The sequence below is a fragment of the Thalassobaculum sp. genome (assembly GCF_965223715.1).
Lineage (GTDB): Bacteria > Pseudomonadota > Alphaproteobacteria > Thalassobaculales > Thalassobaculaceae > Thalassobaculum.
Window position 1 is genome coordinate 94416 of sequence record NZ_OZ245012.1, and the last position, 15875, is coordinate 110290.

Sequence of the window (15875 nt, forward strand, 5' to 3'; positions counted from 1 at the left end):
ATGCTACCGGCAAGGGGTGAGGCAGCCAGTCATTCGGGAGCGAACATGGCGGACGCGCGGGCACCGGAGATCACCTATGACGACTTCCTGAAGGTCGACATCCGCGTCGGCACGGTGGTCGAGGCGCAGCCCTTCCCCGAGGCGCGCAAGCCGGCCATCAAGCTGTGGATCGATTTCGGCGAGGAGATCGGGGTGAAGAAGACTTCCGCCCAGATCACCGTGCACTACACGCCGGAGGATCTGGTCGGACGCCAGGTCGCCGCGGTCGTGAACTTCCCGCCGCGCCAGATCGGCCCGTTCATGAGCGAGGTGCTGACCCTGGGGTTCATGGACGAGGACGGCGCCGTGGTGCTGATCGCCCCCACCACAAAGGTCCCCAACGGCGGCCGGCTTCACTGAGCGGCTTGGGTCAACGAATACCTTCAAACTCTAATCACTCCCCGGCCTTGTGCCGGGGTCCACGGATCGAATTGGGCGATCTCGGAGAGGTTCGCGCGATCCTGTGCGTAGGCCCCGGCACAAGGCCGGGGAGTGATATGCAAACTGGGAAGGCGCTCGCTCAGATCTTCGCGAACTTGGCGAGGGCCTCGCGGAAGGTAAGGCCGTTGTCAATTTCCTTCATCGCCTGGGCATCGTCCGCGGCGTAGCGCCGGGTCATCTCCAGGATCTCGGTCGCCCGCTCGATCGGGATCACGCAGATGCCGGAGCCGTCGGCGACGATCAGGTCGCCCGGGCGGATCAGCACGCCCTCGATGGTGATCGGTTCGCCGATCGCCTCCACCTTGAGCCGGGTCTTGCCGGGGGTCGGCACCATGTGGCGGGCGAAGATCGGGAAGCGAAACTCCTGCTGCTCCTCCCAGTCGCGCACGCCGCCCTCGACCAGCAGGCCTTCGATCTTCTGGATCTTGGCCGCGTAGCTCGCCATGCCGCCCCAGGTGGAAACCGGGTTGCCGCCGTTGTCGACGACGATCACGTCGCCTGCACCGGCCGCCTCGATCATGTGACCGACCTTGAAATCCTCCACCGGGAAGGTGCCCTTGGCGCCGGTCTGCTGGCGCACGGTGACGGCGGGGCCGACGGCCTTGGTGCCCGGCACCACGGATTTCAGGCCGATGATGATGCCGTTCAGTCCGAGCTCGTCGAGGGCGTTGGCGATGGTCGGGGTGGCGATGTCGCGGAAACCGGCGACCAGCGAGGCGATGTCGGTCATTCTTCCAATCCAGGCGGAGGGAACGCGTCGAAATAGAGCACGCCGATGGTCATATCGACGGTCTGCCCGTCCGAGGCGAGGGGACAGTGCACACTATCGAAGCTCCGCCAGGATCCGTCTACCGGCCATTGCACCCAGCCGGAGCGGAAGACGGGCCGCCGCCGGACCACTGGATTGCGGAAGGTGGCGATCATCGATTCCCGGGATTCCCCGAAGCTGCATTCCGAGATCCATTTGCCGGTGTAGTCGCGGTCGCGGAAGGCGGTGATGTCGGTGCCGATCATCCGGTAGCGGAAATCCGCCGCGTCCGGCCCGACATCCATGATCAGCACATGGCCGAACCAGCGCTGCAGGTCCTCCACCGGAAAGTCGCCGCGGGCCGGCAGGGCGGCGCCGTCGCGTTTCGATGCCCACAGATCGGCGAAGCCGGCGATCCCCTCGTGGCGCGGCCGCTCCTGGATCTCCAGGCTGTCATAGGTCGCGTCCTGCAGCCGGCGATCGATGTCCGGCGGCACGTCCCCGCCGTTCGGGACGACCGTCACGGTCCAGGCGGTCGACAAGGACGGCAGCCCGACCAGCCGGCGGACGGTCATGGTGTCAGCATCTGCAAAGGGCGGGGTCTTGGTACCGGACACGCTCTTCATCCAGATCGGAGGAATGGGAACACAATCAGATTTGTCGCACCGTATGGCCAGACAAGTGGAGTGAATTTATCTCAACTTGAACGGATGCGGCGCAGGAAGCCGGAGACTTCGCGTTCCAGGCTCTGCATTTCGGTCTCCAGCACGTTGCAGGTGCTCAGCACCTCGCCGGCGCTTCGGCCCGTCTCGCGGGACGCGTCGCTGACCTCGGCGATCTCCGACGACACCTTCGAGGTCTGCGCCGCCGCTTCCTGACTGTTGCCGGCGATCGTCGAGGTGGTCGCCGCCTGCTGCTCGACGGCCGCGGCCACGGCGGCGTTCATCTCGTCCAGCCCGGCGACCGCCTGGGCGACGGTGTCGATCGCCTTGACCGCCTCGCCGCTGGCGCCCTGCATCTGCTCGATCTGCTGGCGGATGTCATCGGTCGCCTTGGCGGTCTGGGTGGCGAGGCTCTTCACCTCGCTGGCCACGACCGCGAAGCCCTTGCCGGCGTCGCCGGCCCGCGCCGCCTCGATCGTGGCGTTCAGGGCCAGCAGGTTGGTCTGTTCGGCGATCTCCTGGATCAGGGCGACCACGGCACCGATCCGGGTGGCGGTCTCGGCCAGGGCGGCGATGCGCTCGTTGCTGACGCCCGCCTGGGCGCTGGCGTCCCGGGCCATCTCGGCGGCGCGCGCCACCTGACTGCCGATCTCCGAGGAGGCGGCGGCCAGTTCGTCGGCCGCCTCCGAGACGGCCTGGACATTGGCGGTCGACTGCTCGGAGGACAGGGCCACGGCGTCGGCCCGCGACAGGGACTCGTTCGAGGAGGTGGCCATGGCCTCGGCCCGGGCACGGACATCGGCCACCTGGGCGGTCAGGCCGGCGACGAGCGTGCCCACCGACTGCTCGAAGCTGGACGCCAGCTCCTCCAGGGCCCGGCGCTTCTCCGCCTCGGCGCGGGCGTCGGCTTCCTCCTGCTCCTGCTCCAGGCGCCGGACCCGCTGGGCGTTGTCCTTGAACACCTGCACGCAGCGGGCGATGTCGGCGATCTCGTCTTTGCGGTTCACCCCGGGGATCTCGACCTCGAGGTCATTGTCCGCCAACCGCTCCATCGCGCCGGTGATGGCGCGCAGCGGGGAGGTGATCCCGCGGCCGAGGATCACCGCCAGCACCACCGCCAGCAACGCGGCGGCGGCGGTACCCGCCAGGATCAGCAGAGTGGACAGGGTTTTGTCTTCGGTGCGGGTCACGATCGAGGCGGCGACGCTGGCCTCCACCTGCTCGGCCACGGCGGCGGCCGCGGCGGTCATCTCCTCGGCGGCGGAGACCCGGGTCTGCAGCGCCTTGACCAGGGCGTCGAACTTCCTCTTCCCGTCCTCCACCATGTCGCTGATCTGGCCGAGGGACGATCCCTCGGGAAGATTGTCGGCCAGCTTGCGGATGTTGCTCTCCACGGCGCCGAAGGCGAAGACCTGGGCCATCACCCCGCCGCCCTGTCCGTTGGCGGCGACCACCTCGCGGGTATTGGCGTCGATTTTCTTGACGGCGGTCACCAGGTCGGCGGCGAGGGTGGCGATGTCGGAGGCGCGTTCCGCCTCCGCCGCGGCGGTGCTCGCGGCCTCACGGGCTGCGAGATACTCGCCGGTTTCCTTGCGCGCGAGGGCGGAGGCGAAGGCGTTGATCTTCTTCGACACGCTCTCCAGTTCGGCGACGGCCTGGGTCTCGTCCTGGCCGGCCTCGATTGCCGCGAACATGTCCTCAAGAGCCTTGCGGTAGCCGCCGACAGCGGCCGCCAGCAGGGTCACGGGCTTCTCGGCGCTGGTCCCGGCGGTGAGCTTCTTCAGCTTGATCGCCGTCAGGAACATTTCCTTGGTGGCTTCCCGGGCGGATGCTGCATCCTCGGGGTTCCTGGTGCGCAGAAACACCGCCTCGTCGCGGCGGGCGCTCAGGGTCGCCATGATCAGGGTCCGGGTCAGCTCCTCGATCTCGAGCTTCTGGTTCTGCTCGGCCAGGGCGGCGTCGCGCTCCCGGTTCAGCGCGGCCCGGCGGTCGTCCTGGGTCTTGCGGATGCTGGTGGCGACCCGCTCGAACTCGACGATGCTGGACTGGATCTCGGCGATGAGCTGGTCTGCATTGGCGCGGGCGGCGACCAGGGTGTCGAACTGGCGGCGGTATTCCAGGATGGTCGCCGCGGTGTCCTGCTCGCCGACGGCTTCGGCCCGGGCGGCGGCGTCTTCCAGATGGGCGAGGGTGGCGTCGCGGGCGGCCGGATCCCCGGAAAGGCGATAGGCACTGGCAGAAATCTGCGCGCTGCGGATCTGCCGCTGGATCTCGGCCACCCGGTCGGCCTGATTGACCTGCTCGGAATACCGTTCCAGGGCGAGCCAGCCCGTTGCCCCGAGAACCAGGGTCAAGGCGACGACCCCGGCGAAGCCTGCTCCTATCCGAAATCCAATGCGCATGTGATGCCCCTTCACGCTGTGCGAATGAACACGGTATTCGCGCAATCTTAAGAAGACGTTTATTAAATTATGCAGCGCTTCTGTCTCACTCTTCTGGTGCTTTTATTTTTTATTAAGGTTTTTCGGTACAATTCGAGCTGTCAGGCCCGGCGTCCGCGGAACCCGGTGATCCGCTCTCCGCACTGATCGACGCCCGCCGACACGCCGCCCGAACACTGCGGCCGGCCAAGCAAAGAGATAGGGAGAAGCCTCGATGACCTTGGGTCGATATCTGAAAACGCTGGGTGCGGTGGCCACGGTCGTGGTCTTCAGCGCCGGTGCGGCGTCCGCCAACGATTTCGCGTCGCAGATCACGGATGTGCTGAACAACCAGATCCGCCCGTGGCTGAGCGATCCCGCCATCGTCGAGGCGGTGAAGGCGCAGAACGCCGAGACCGGCGGCCTGTCTGAGGGTGATATCGACGCCCTGGACAAGCAGTGGCGCGCCGAGGCGGAAGGCGGCAGCGGCCCGCTGATCGACAAGGTCCTGGCCGACAAGCTTTCGGCCTTCCTGAAGGAAAAGAAGGCAGCCTCCGACGGCCTGTATTCCGAGATCTTCGTCATGGACGCCAAAGGCCTGAACGTCGGCCAGAGCGACGTGACCTCCGACTACATGCAGGGCGACGAGGACAAGTGGCAGAAGACCTATCCGGTGGGCCCCGACGCGGTCTTCATCGACGAGGTCGAGTTCGACGATTCAAGCGGTCAGTTCCAGAGCCAGCTCAACGCCTCCATCGCCGATCCGGCGACCGGCCAGGCGATCGGCGCCATCACCATCGGCATCAACGTCGAGAAGCTGGACTGAGCGCAGTGACGCATGCCCGACGGGGAGAGGCGTCTCCCCGAACCCTCCCGGGTGCTCCCTAGGGCCGGTTTCCCCAACCGGCCCGTTTTTTTGCCCGGTTTTCGGCCGGCGCTGCGAGACGGCGGCAGGCCGCGATTTTTTTGTCTCCGAGACGCCGGGCTGCCTTGCTTTGCGACAGGGTCGGGCGTAGCGTGCCGCCATTCCGCGAACCGCGAATTCCTGGGAGTTTTCGAGAGATGGGCATCCTTGCCGAGCGGCTGAGCCGCGTGAAGCCGTCGCCGACGATCGCCGTCAGCACCAAGGCCATGGAACTGAAAGCGGCGGGTCACGACGTGATCGGCCTGGGCGCCGGCGAGCCCGACTTCGATACCCCCCAGCATATCCGCGACGCGGCCAAGGCGGCGATCGACAAGGGCCTCACCCGCTACACCGCCGTTGGCGGCACGCCGGAGCTGAAGGACGCCATTGCGCTCAAGTTCAAGCGCGACAACGGCCTGGAATACGCCCGCAATCAGATCGTCGTCGGCACCGGCGGCAAGCAGGTCCTGTACAACGCCTTCATGGCGACCCTGGATCCGGGCGACGAGGTGATCATCCCGGCGCCGTACTGGGTCAGCTACCCGGACATGGCGATCCTGGCCGAGGGCAAGCCGGTCTTCATCGACTGCCCGCAGGAGCAGGGCTTCAAGCTGCAGCCGGAAGACCTGGAAAAGGCGATCACGCCGAAGACCAAGTGGATCGTACTGAACTCCCCGTCGAACCCGACCGGTGCGGGCTATACCTGGGACGACATGAAGAAGATCACCGACGTGCTGATGAAGCATCCGCATGTCTGGGTGATGACCGACGACATGTACGAGCACCTGGTCTACGACGATTTCAAGTTCTGTACCCCGGCCCAGGTCGAGCCCGGCCTGTACGACCGCACCCTGACGGTCAACGGCGTGTCCAAGGCCTATTGCATGACCGGCTGGCGCATCGGCTTCGCCGGCGGCCCGGCACCGCTGATCAAGGCGATGACCGACATCCAGTCGCAGTCGACCTCCAACCCGTGCTCGGTCAGCCAGGCGGCGTCCGTGGTGGCCCTGACCGGTGACCACGGCTTCATCGCCGAGAACAACAAGGTCTTCAAGGAGCGCCGCGACCTGGTGGTCTCCATGCTGAACCAGGCCGCCGGCATCAACTGCCCGACGCCGGAAGGCGCGTTCTACGTCTACCCCTCGATCAAGGGCTGCATCGGCAAGAAGACGCCGGACGGCAAGGTGATCGAGAACGACAGCGATTTCGTGACCGCCCTGCTGGAGAGCGAGGGCGTGGCCGCCGTGCAGGGCGAGGCCTTCGGCCTGAGCCCGCATTTCCGGATCTCCTACGCGACCTCGACCAAGCTGCTGGAAGAGGCCTGCGAGCGGATCCAGCGGTTCTGCGGCTCGCTGAGCTGAGCCCTATCGCGAACGCATTCCTGACGCCGGCGCGGGTCTCCCGCGCCGGCGTTTGCCTGCCTTGACCCGGGCGCCCGACACAGCGCACCCTTCGCGTCGCCGCCCCGCCGAACAATTCCATCAATAAGGGCCGGCGCTATCGCTCGACCGGAGGAAATGCGCGATGATCGACCGTCCCGATTCCATGAAGGGCAAACGCCGCTCGTCCCAGTGGTACGGCAAGATCGACAAGGACGGGTACGCCCACCGGTCCTGGATGAAGAACCAGGGCTTTCCGGCGGAGGTCTTCGACGGGCGGCCGATCATCGGCATCGCCAATACCTTCAGCGAGTTCAATCCCTGCCACGCCCACTTCCGCAAGATCTGCGAGCATGTGAAGCGCGGCGTGTGGGAGGCCGGCGGCTTCCCGCTTGAGTTCCCGGTCTTCTCCAATTCCGAGAGCCAGCTCCGGCCGACCTCCATGCTGTACCGCAACCTCGCGTCCATGGACGTTGAGGAGGCGATCCGCGGCCTGCCGATGGACGGCGTCGTGCTGCTGGTCGGCTGCGACAAGACCACGCCCGCCCTGCTGATGGGCGCGTCGAGTTGCAACCTGCCGACCATCTGCGTGTCCGGCGGCCCGATGCTGAACGGCTACTACAAGGGCGAGAAGATCGGCTCCGGCACCCATGTCTGGAAGTTCTCCGAGGCCGTGCGCGCCGGCGAGATGTCGATCGAGGCCTTCATGAGCGCCGAGCAGGACAACCACCGCTCCGCCGGCCACTGCATGACCATGGGCACCGCGTCGACGATGGCCTCGATGGTGGAGAGCCTCGGCGTGTCCCTGCCGGCCAATGCCGCGATCCCGGCGGTCGACAGCCGCCGCTACGTGCTGGCGCATATGTCCGGCAAGCGGATCGTCGACATGGTGATCGAGGACCTGCGCCTGTCGAAGATCCTGACCAAGGACGCCTTCGAGAACGCCATGGTGACCAACGGCGCCATCGGCGGGTCGACCAACGCGGTCATCCATCTGCAGGCCATCGCCGGCCGTCTCGGCGTCGATATCGGCCTCGACGACTGGGACCGGCTCGGCAAGGACATGCCCTGCCTGGTCAACCTGATGCCGTCGGGCGAGCACCTGATGGAGGACTTCTACTACGCGGGCGGCCTGCCGGCCGTGCTGCGCGAGATCGGCGACTTCCTGCACAAGGACGCGGTCACCGCCAACGGCAAGACCATCTGGGAGAACGTGAAGGACGCGGAGTGCTACAACCGCGACGTCATCTTCCCGCTGAAGCAGCCGTTCAAGCCGAATGGCGGCATCGCCGTCCTGCGCGGCAACATCACCCCGGACGGCGCCATCCTGAAGCCGTCGGCGGCGACACCGGAGCTGATGGTGCATACCGGGCGGGCCGTGGTGTTCGAGGATATCGACGACTACAAGGCGCGGATCGACGACGAGGCGCTCGACATCGACGAGACCTGCATCATGGTGCTGAAGAACTGCGGTCCGATCGGTTATCCGGGCATGGCGGAGGTCGGCAACATGGGCCTGCCGCCGAAGGTGCTGCGCAAGGGCATCACCGACATGATCCGGATCTCCGACGCCCGCATGTCCGGCACCGCCTATGGCACGGTGATCCTGCACGGCGCGCCCGAGGCGGCGGCCGGCGGCCCGCTGTCGCTGGTGGAGAGCGGCGATATGATCGAGGTCGACGTGCCGAACCGGCGCCTTCACCTGGACGTCTCGGACGCCGAACTGGAGAAGCGCCGCGCGGCCCGCAAGCCGTTCGTGCCGCCCTATGACCGGGGGTACTCCAAGCTATACGTCGAGACCGTCAACCAGGCGGACAAGGGCGCGGACCTGGATTTCCTCGTCGGCAATTCCGGCACCCCGGAGATGCGCGAGAGCCATTGAGGCAGGGGGGCCGTTCCTCCCATCCGTCGTCCTGATGCAAATCAGGACCAACGTACGGACGGCCGGGTTGGCGCCATCAAGGGGTGGTCGGCAAGGGTTGGCGGCTTGATCCTGACGTGCGTCAGGATGACGGGAGGGGGCGGATCGGGCGCGCTACGCCCGCTTCCCGCCCACGGTCCCGACCAACCCCATCCGTCGTCCTGATGCAAATCAGGACCAACGCGCGGACGGCGGGGCTGGCGCCATCTGCGGACGGTCGGCATGGGTTGGCGGCTTGATCCTGACGTGCGTCAGGATGACGGGAGGGGGCGGAGGGGTCGCGCACCGCCCGCTTCGCGCCCACGACCCCGGGCCAACCCCATCCGTCGTCCTGAGGCAAATCAGGACCAATGCGCGGACGTCGGGGCTGGCGCCATCAGCGGACGGTCGGCCTGGGGTGGCGGCTTGATCCTGACGTGCGTCAGGATGACGGGAGGGGGCGGAGTGGGCGCGCTCCGCCCGCTTCCCGCCCCACGGCCAGGCCAACCCCATCCGTCGTCCTGATGCAAATCAGGACCAACGCGCGGACGGCCCGGCCGCGGCGTAGGCCGATGTTCGGCATGAGATGGAGGCCTGATCCCAGCCCTCGTCGGGGTGACGGACCTGATCCTGACTTTCGTCGGGATGACGGATAGGATTGCTCGTCTTGTTTCCCCATTTTCCTGACGCCCGTCAGGAGATCCCGCACGAATTGATCACCCCACGGATCCGATGACCCCCGCCCAGCATGCCGCGCCGTCGTCTGCCATGCCCACCCGAACCCTGCTCGGGATCGGCTGGTTCCTGTGTGCGATGTTCTTCTTCTACGCCTTCGTCCAGCGGGTCGCACCCTCGGTCATGGTCGACGAGTTGATGCGCGATTTCGCCGTCGGCGGCGCGCTCGTGGGGAACCTGTCGGCCTTCTACTACTACGCCTATGCCGGCTCGCAGATCCCGGTCGGGGTGATGCTCGACCGGTTCGGCCCGTGGCGTCTGATCACCGTCGCCGTCGGCCTGGTTGCCGTCGGCAGCTTCGTCTTCGCCGGGGCCGAGACCCTGTGGATGGCCTATCTCGGCCGCATGCTGATCGGCTTCGGCTGCGCCTTCAGCTTCGCCGGCGCGCTGAACTACGCGGCGATCTGGATGCCGGCCCACCGCTTCGCCACGTTGAGCGGCGGCGCGCAGATGCTCGGCGTGCTCGGCGGCATCACCGGCCAGGCCCCCTTGGGTGCCGCCGTGGAGGCCTTCGGCTGGCGGCCGATGATGCTGGTGATCGCGGTGTTCGGTGCGGCGCTCGCGATCGCCTGCGGCTTCATCCTGCGCGACCGGCCGCGCCCCGACGGCTCCACCCCGCGCCCGCGCCTGCTGGCCGGGCTGAAACGGGCAGCGGGCAGCGGCCAGGTCTGGCTGGCGGCCATGTTCGGGCTGGCGATGACCAGCGCCATGCTGGCCTTCGGGGGGCTCTGGGGCGTGCCCTATGTGATGCAGGCCTACGATCACCACAAGGCGGAGGCCGCCCTGCTGGTGAGCTGCCTGTTCGTCGGCTGGGGGGTGGGCGCGCCGCTGTTCGGCTGGCTCGCCGACCGCTACCGGCGGCGCAAGCCCTTCATGATCCTGGGCGCGATCCTCTCGACCGCCGGCATCTCGGCGGCCGTCTACCTGCCCCATGTCAGCGACGTCACGCTCGCCGCCGCGCTGATCGTGCAGGGCTTGGGGGCTTCCTCCATGGTGCTGTCCTTCTCGGTCGGCCGCGAGAACACGCCGCTCTGGGCCGCGGGTGCGACGGTCGGCATCATCAACGGCTGCGTGGTCGGCTCCGGGGCCGTGCTGCAGCCGTTGCTCGGCTGGGTGCTCGACCTCGCCTGGGACGGAACGATGCTGGAGGGTGCCCGGGTCTACACGGCGGCCGCCTATGAGCGAGCCTTCCTGGTCCTTCCGGTAATCGGCGTGTTCGGGCTGTTGATCGCGCTGGTGGTTCGCGAGACCCATGGTGAGTCCGTTGAAGTCTGAGTTGATTTTTGGTGCAGAAACAGGTGAATATTCATTTCATAATTGATGGGCGGCAGATGCTATGAGGAGCTTTGAAAAAAATATTTGCTGCACGGGATTTTTTATTTTTGTCCTTTTCCTCGCGCCTCTTGCTCGTGCAAGCGATGTGTGTGATGCGCTTCACGGAGCAAAAATTATTGCTGACGACGGTAAGTATTTGGGAACTGTAGACGGACCATATGGTGGAGATTCTATTTTTAATGAATATAGCGCATATGGGAGTTCATATAGCGGCGATAGCATCTGGAATGAGTACGGATCATACGGCGGTGAATATAGCTCGAGCTCTCCTTTCAATAAGTATAGTTCCAATCCTCCGATGATAATAAAAAATAGAAAAATTATAGCTTTTTTGACAGTGAATGATTCAATTGATGGGGCGGTTAATCCGATTAAGTTGGGAGTTGTTTGTTATGATGTCGTGATGCGGCGTTAGTTTTATAGAGGATTTCAAAGCAGCCCCTTCGAGCGGAAGCTGACATGGCCGTGCCGGGCGACGATGAGATGGTCGTGCAGCACGATGCCCAGGGTCGCCGCCGCCTCCTTGAGCTGGGCGGTGGTCGAGATGTCGGCCTGGGACGGGGTCGGGTCGCCGGTGGGGTGGTTGTGCACCACGATCAGCGCCGAGGCGCCCAGGTCCAGCGCCCGCTTCACCACCTCGCGCGGATAGAGCGGGGTGTGGTCGATGGTGCCGCGGCCCTGCAGCTCGTCCTGGATCAGGCGGTTGCGCTTGTCGAGATAGAGCACCCGCACGACTTCCACCGGCTCATGGGCCATGGCGGCGTGGCAGTAGTCGAGGAGCTGTTTCCAGCCCGACAGCACCGGCCGCTTCAGCAGCGGTTCGCCCAGCAGCCGGTCTGCCGCCGCCTTGGCGGTCTTCAGCGCGGCGACCGAGGCCTCGCCCATGCCGTCGATCTTGGCCAACTCGGCCGGCTCGGCGCTGATGGTCTCGGCGAAGGAACCGAACCGGGCGATCAGCCGCTTGGCCAGGGGCTTCACGTCGCCGCGCGGCTTGGCCAGGAACAGCAGCAGTTCGATCAGCTCGTAATCTGCCAGCGCGTCCGCACCGGCGGCCAGGAACCGCCGGCGCAGCCGCTGGCGATGGCCCTCCGGCCCGGGATCCTGCACCTCGCCCAACCCGTCATACACGCCGCCCCTCCCTGATCGGTGGTCACGGAGCGGCTATGGAAGGGGCGGGGACGGAACGCGGCAGGAGGGATGGGGCGTGGGGCTGGGTCCCTGCCTCGCCCCGGGTCACGCCCGGGGACGAGCCGGGATGACGGGGGAGAAAGACATAGGGCGAGCGGGTGAAGAGGCTGGTTCCTCTCTTCACCAACCGCGTCATCCCGGGAGCGCCCGTCCCGGATTTAATCCGGGATTGATCCGGGGGCTGCCCGGGACCCAGTGGCGCGACACCGGCGCGACGGGTCTGCGAGCTGAGCCCTCAGATATACGGCGGCTTCGTGTAGCCCTTGGGCGACAGGGTGAAGATCTCGAACCCGGTCTCGGTCACGCCGATGGAATGCTCGAACTGGGCCGAGAGCGAGCGGTCGCGGGTGACCGCGGTCCAGCCGTCCTCCAGGATCTTCACCGCGAACTTGCCGGCATTGATCATCGGCTCGACGGTGAAGAACATGCCCGGTTCCAGCATCGGGCCGTCTTCGGGATGGCCGTAATGCAGCACGCTCGGTGGCGCGTGGAAGGTGCGGCCCAGGCCGTGGCCGCAGAAGTCGCGCACCACCGAGAAGCGCTGGGCTTCGGCGAAGGTCTGGATGCGGTGGCCGATGGCGCCCAGATGCACGCCCGGCCGGATCACCTCGATGCCGAGCATCATGGCGTCGTAGGTGACCTCCACCAGCCGCTTGGCCTTCACCGAGATCTTGTCGCCGACCAGGTACATGCGGCTGCTGTCGCCGTGCCAGCCGTCGAGGATGACGGTCACGTCGATATTGACGATCTCGCCTTCCTCCAGCTTCCGGTCGCCCGGAATGCCGTGGCAGACCACGTGGTTGATGGAAGTGCAGATCGACTTGGGAAACCCCTTGTAGCCGAGCGGCGCCGGGGTGGCGCCGTTGGCCAGCGTCATCTCGTGGCAGAGCCGGTCCAGCTCGTCGGTGGTCACGCCGGGGGCGACATGGTCGGTGATCATGTCGAGGATCTCGGCCGCGAGGCGCCCGGCCTTGCGCATGCCCTCGAAATCCTCCGGCCCGTGGCGCACGATCTGGCGCGCTTCGGCGAGCTGCTGCATCGCGATCTTCCTTTTCCGTAACGTGGCTGCAATCTGCTGCCGCGGGCCGGGAAGGTCAAGGTTCGGGGGCTATCCCACCACAGGCACCGGCCGGTTCAGCACCACCCGGTCCAGCGTCACTGCGCATTCCCAGGCCAGCGCCTCCACCCCGGCCGCGCGTGCCAGGTCGAAGGCGATCCCGTATTTCGGGTCGATGTCGCGGGCCAGCGCCAGGCGGTCGCCGTCCATCCGCTGGATGCAGAACAGCATCACCGCCCGGTTCCCGGCCGCGACCATGGCGGCCAGTTCGGCCAGATGCTTCGCCCCCCGGGCGGTGACGCTGTCGGGGAACTCGTGGGCGCCGGGGTTGGGGCCGTCGGGGCGGACCAGGTGGACGTTCTTCACCTCCACGTAGCAGGGCGGACGTCCGGGTCCCTCCAGCAGCATGTCGATGCGGCTGTTCACCCCGTATTTCACCTCGCGCCGCAGGGCCTCGTAGCCCACGAGCTCCGGGATCAGGCCGGCGGCGATCGCCTCGGCGACGATGGCGTTCGGCCGGCCGGTATGGATGCCGACCAGCCCGCCCGCCGTCTCCACCAGCTCCAGGGTGTAGGGCAGCTTGCGCTTTGGGTCGGGAGAGCGCGACAGCCAGACCCGCAGGCCGGGATCTTTGAGGCCGGTCATCGCCCCCGGGTTCGGGCAATGGGCGGTCACCACCTCGCCGCCGAGATCGACATCGGCGAGGAAGCGCTTGTACCGCCTGAGCAGGCGGCCTTCGTGCAGGGGGGTGGGCAGATCCATCGACGGACGCTAGCCGGGGCCGGACGCGATGTCATCCCTTCCGCCCCGCCCCGGTTCGTGGTTAGACGGAGCCATGACCGACCGTGCCGTGATCCTCCAGAAGTCCGTCGAGCTCCGCGACCCGCACGACTGCACCGACAGCGGCGACGCCCTGGCGCTGCTGGAGGCCGTGTTCGACGCCCCGGTCCGCCGCCGCGCCGATGGCGGCTTCGCGCCGGCCCTGGCGGAGCGTTGGGATGTCTCCCCCGATGCCCGGACCTGGACTTTGACCCTGCGGGCCGGGCTTAGGTTCCATGACGGTCGCCCGCTGGACGCGGCGGCAATGGCGGCGTCCATCGCGCGGATGAAGCGGCCGGATGTGGGCGCCACCCTCGGCGCGCCGGCGGTCTGGGGCCAGTATCTCGCCGGTGCCGAGATCCGTGCCGTCGATCCACGCACGGTGGCAATCACGACCGTCGAGCCGCTGGCCGACCTGCTGGACATTCTGGCGTCCGCCTATGCCGTCCCGCCAGAGGTGGATGAGCCCGGCTTCCGGAACAGCCCGATCGGCAGCGGCGCCTATCGGGTCGTCTCGGTCGATCCGGGGGTTGAGGTCCGGCTTGAGGCCAATCCCGACTGGTGGGCCGGACCGGTCGGGAACCACGGACTGATCTTCCGCTGCGAGCCGGACGCGGACCGCCGGGCCGCCGCCGTCGCCGAGGGTCGGGCGGCGCTGGCGAGCCGGCTGACCGCGGCGCAGCAGAGGGCGGGGGTCGAGCGGGCCGGCCGCTTCTGGTCGGACTACACCGACCCGACCGCGATCATCTTCCTGCTCAACGCCACAACCGGCCCCTGCGCCGATGCGCGGGTCCGTCGCGCCCTGACCCTGGCGGTCGACCGCACCCGGCTGATCGAGACCGTGCTGGCCGGCGATGGCGCCGTGCTGGAGGGATTCGTCAGCGCCGTGCATTTCGGCGCACCGCCCGCATCCGGTGCCGCATCGTTCGATCGGGAGGTGGCCAGAGCGCTGCTTGCCGAGGCCGGATACGGCGACGGCCTGGACCTGGTGGTGGACACGCCGACCCGGCTGCCGGACGAGGCGCAGGCGCTGACCGCCGCCCTGGGCGCGCAGCTCGCCGCGATCGGCGTCACTCTGCACCCCCGGGTGACCGAGGACCGGGTCGCCTATGCCGAGCGGGTCCGCGACAAGCGCATCGGCGATCTCTGCGTCTTCGACTCGAGCCCCATGAGCACGTTTCGGGTCCTCTACGAGAAGATCGACAGCCGCATCGCCGGCTCCTGGTGGCAGGGCTATGCGAACCCTGCGGTGGAACGGCTGCTGGACGACGCCCGGCGCACGGTCGACGACGCGGCGCGGGCGGGACTCTATGGCGAGGCGTATCGCGCCCTGCAGGCCGACCCGGCCTGGATCCCGCTTTACCATCACCGCCTCGGGGTGGCGTGCGCGGTGGCGCTGGAGCGACCGGCGGTTCGGGGCGACGGCGTTCTCGACGTAACATTGCTGCCGGCTCTGCCGGCCGGAGAGGGGAAACGGACATGACGCAGAAGGTGGCGATCGTCACGGGCGCGGCGCGGGGAATCGGACTGGCGGTAACGAAGCGGTTCCTGGCCGAGGGCTGGCGGGTGGTGATGGTCGATATCGAGGCCGAGGCGCTGTTCGCCGCCCAGGCCGCGCTGGACAGCGAGGATGCCACAGCCCAGGCCTGCGACGTCTCCGACCCGGTGCAGGTCCGGCGGGTCGCCGCCGTCGCCATCGAGCGGTTCGGCCGGATCGACGCGGTGGTCAACAATGCCGGCATCGCCGTCTTCAAGCCGCTGCTGGACACGACCTATGACGAGTGGTCCCGGGTCATTGCGGTGAACCTGAACGGCCCGTTCCTGATGGTGCAGGAAACAGCCCGGCTGATGGCCGAGACCGGCGGCGGCGCGGTCGTCAATATCGGCTCGATCTCCGGCCTGCGGGCCAGCACCCTGCGGGTCGCCTACGGCACCTCGAAGGCGGCCTTGATCCACCTGACCAAGCAGCAGGCGACCGAACTCGGCGAGATCGGCGTGCGGGTCAACCTGATCGCCCCCGGCCCCGTCGACACCGCCATGGCCAAGGAGGTCCACACCCCCGCGATCCGGGCCGACTACCACGACGCGATCCCGCTGAACCGCTATGGGCTGGAGGAGGAGATCGCCAACGGCGTGTTCTTCCTGTGCAGCGACCAGGCGAGCTACATCACCGGCCAGACCCTGGCGGTCGATGGTGGCTTCGACGCCGCCGGGATCGGCCTGCCCACCCTGCGCAAGGATGGCTGAG

The 15875-nt window shown here is 67.2% G+C and carries 14 protein-coding genes; 8 read left to right on the forward strand and 6 right to left on the reverse strand.

Features of this window, described 5'->3' with window-relative positions; all coding sequences use genetic code 11:
• Positions 1-45 precede the first annotated feature (45 nt).
• Positions 46-399 carry a tRNA-binding protein gene (locus ACOQOP_RS00440; RefSeq protein WP_420564342.1) on the forward strand — a complete coding sequence of 118 codons (354 nt, stop codon included), beginning with the start codon at positions 46-48 and terminating at the stop codon, positions 397-399.
• Positions 400-559: 160 nt separating this feature from the next.
• On the opposite strand, the gene ACOQOP_RS00445 is transcribed toward ACOQOP_RS00440, so the two are convergent.
• The 3 genes from ACOQOP_RS00445 to ACOQOP_RS00455 all read right to left on the reverse strand — a co-directional run bounded on the left by ACOQOP_RS00445 (position 560) and on the right by ACOQOP_RS00455 (position 4244).
• On the reverse strand, positions 560-1210 hold the full coding sequence (locus ACOQOP_RS00445) for an RraA family protein (protein ID WP_420564343.1): 651 nt from the start codon (positions 1208-1210) through the stop codon (positions 560-562).
• The gene (locus tag ACOQOP_RS00450; protein WP_420564344.1) at positions 1207-1845 is read right to left on the reverse strand and encodes a PAS domain-containing protein; all 639 of its coding nucleotides are present in this window, start codon (positions 1843-1845) and stop codon (positions 1207-1209) included. Before ACOQOP_RS00450 ends, ACOQOP_RS00445 begins: the two co-directional genes overlap by 4 nt.
• Before the next feature lie 80 nt (positions 1846-1925).
• Positions 1926-4244: a methyl-accepting chemotaxis protein gene (locus ACOQOP_RS00455; RefSeq protein WP_420564345.1), complete on the reverse strand. Its 2319-nt coding sequence runs from the start codon at positions 4242-4244 to the stop codon at positions 1926-1928.
• A gap of 301 nt (positions 4245-4545) precedes the next feature.
• On the opposite strand from ACOQOP_RS00455, the gene ACOQOP_RS00460 reads away from it, so the two are divergent.
• The 5 genes from ACOQOP_RS00460 (at position 4546) to ACOQOP_RS00480 (ending at position 10978) form a co-directional block, all read left to right on the forward strand.
• Complete coding sequence (locus ACOQOP_RS00460; protein ID WP_420564346.1) at positions 4546-5136, forward strand: hypothetical protein; 591 nt, start codon at positions 4546-4548, stop codon at positions 5134-5136.
• Positions 5137-5372: 236 nt separating this feature from the next.
• On the forward strand, positions 5373-6575 hold the full coding sequence (locus ACOQOP_RS00465) for a pyridoxal phosphate-dependent aminotransferase (protein WP_420564347.1): 1203 nt from the start codon (positions 5373-5375) through the stop codon (positions 6573-6575).
• A 163-nt stretch (positions 6576-6738) separates the two neighbouring features.
• Positions 6739-8475, forward strand: a complete 1737-nt coding sequence (locus tag ACOQOP_RS00470; protein ID WP_420564348.1) for an IlvD/Edd family dehydratase — start codon at positions 6739-6741, stop codon at positions 8473-8475.
• Between the two features lie 750 nt (positions 8476-9225).
• A complete protein-coding gene (locus ACOQOP_RS00475) occupies positions 9226-10503 on the forward strand; it encodes an MFS transporter (RefSeq protein ID WP_420564349.1) in 1278 nt (425 codons plus the stop codon).
• A gap of 61 nt (positions 10504-10564) precedes the next feature.
• Positions 10565-10978 carry a hypothetical protein gene (locus tag ACOQOP_RS00480; RefSeq protein WP_420564350.1) on the forward strand — a complete coding sequence of 138 codons (414 nt, stop codon included), beginning with the start codon at positions 10565-10567 and terminating at the stop codon, positions 10976-10978.
• Between the two features lie 14 nt (positions 10979-10992).
• Here the strand turns inward: ACOQOP_RS00480 and radC are convergent, their stop codons facing one another.
• From radC to sfsA, 3 genes are all read right to left on the reverse strand, one after another.
• Positions 10993-11691, reverse strand: a complete 699-nt coding sequence (gene radC, locus ACOQOP_RS00485; RefSeq protein ID WP_420564351.1) for a RadC family protein — start codon at positions 11689-11691, stop codon at positions 10993-10995.
• 295 nt (positions 11692-11986) lie between these two features.
• Positions 11987-12790 carry a type I methionyl aminopeptidase gene (gene map, locus ACOQOP_RS00490; RefSeq protein WP_420564352.1) on the reverse strand — a complete coding sequence of 268 codons (804 nt, stop codon included), beginning with the start codon at positions 12788-12790 and terminating at the stop codon, positions 11987-11989.
• A 69-nt stretch (positions 12791-12859) separates the two neighbouring features.
• The gene (gene sfsA, locus ACOQOP_RS00495) at positions 12860-13570 is read right to left on the reverse strand and encodes a DNA/RNA nuclease SfsA (RefSeq protein ID WP_420564353.1); all 711 of its coding nucleotides are present in this window, start codon (positions 13568-13570) and stop codon (positions 12860-12862) included.
• Between the two features lie 73 nt (positions 13571-13643).
• Here sfsA and ACOQOP_RS00500 point away from each other — a divergent pair, with 73 nt between their 5' ends.
• The gene (locus tag ACOQOP_RS00500) at positions 13644-15110 is read left to right on the forward strand and encodes an ABC transporter substrate-binding protein (RefSeq protein WP_420564354.1); all 1467 of its coding nucleotides are present in this window, start codon (positions 13644-13646) and stop codon (positions 15108-15110) included.
• Positions 15107-15874 (forward strand): SDR family NAD(P)-dependent oxidoreductase, encoded by a 768-nt coding sequence (locus tag ACOQOP_RS00505; RefSeq protein WP_420564355.1) that lies wholly within the window; start codon positions 15107-15109, stop codon positions 15872-15874. The genes ACOQOP_RS00500 and ACOQOP_RS00505 overlap by 4 nt, the downstream gene beginning before the upstream one ends.
• Position 15875: the final 1 nt, after the last annotated feature.

Coding starts and splice junctions, on each gene's coding strand:
- ACOQOP_RS00440 (WP_420564342.1), top strand. CDS start 46: ATGGCGGACGCGCGGGCACCGGAGATCACCTATGACGACTTCCTGAAG.
- ACOQOP_RS00445 (WP_420564343.1), bottom strand. CDS start 1,210: ATGACCGACATCGCCTCGCTGGTCGCCGGTTTCCGCGACATCGCCACC.
- ACOQOP_RS00460 (WP_420564346.1), top strand. CDS start 4,546: ATGACCTTGGGTCGATATCTGAAAACGCTGGGTGCGGTGGCCACGGTC.
- ACOQOP_RS00465 (WP_420564347.1), top strand. CDS start 5,373: ATGGGCATCCTTGCCGAGCGGCTGAGCCGCGTGAAGCCGTCGCCGACG.
- ACOQOP_RS00470 (WP_420564348.1), top strand. CDS start 6,739: ATGATCGACCGTCCCGATTCCATGAAGGGCAAACGCCGCTCGTCCCAG.
- ACOQOP_RS00475 (WP_420564349.1), top strand. CDS start 9,226: ATGACCCCCGCCCAGCATGCCGCGCCGTCGTCTGCCATGCCCACCCGA.
- ACOQOP_RS00480 (WP_420564350.1), top strand. CDS start 10,565: ATGAGGAGCTTTGAAAAAAATATTTGCTGCACGGGATTTTTTATTTTT.
- map (WP_420564352.1), bottom strand. CDS start 12,790: ATGCAGCAGCTCGCCGAAGCGCGCCAGATCGTGCGCCACGGGCCGGAG.
- sfsA (WP_420564353.1), bottom strand. CDS start 13,570: ATGGATCTGCCCACCCCCCTGCACGAAGGCCGCCTGCTCAGGCGGTAC.
- ACOQOP_RS00500 (WP_420564354.1), top strand. CDS start 13,644: ATGACCGACCGTGCCGTGATCCTCCAGAAGTCCGTCGAGCTCCGCGAC.
- ACOQOP_RS00505 (WP_420564355.1), top strand. CDS start 15,107: ATGACGCAGAAGGTGGCGATCGTCACGGGCGCGGCGCGGGGAATCGGA.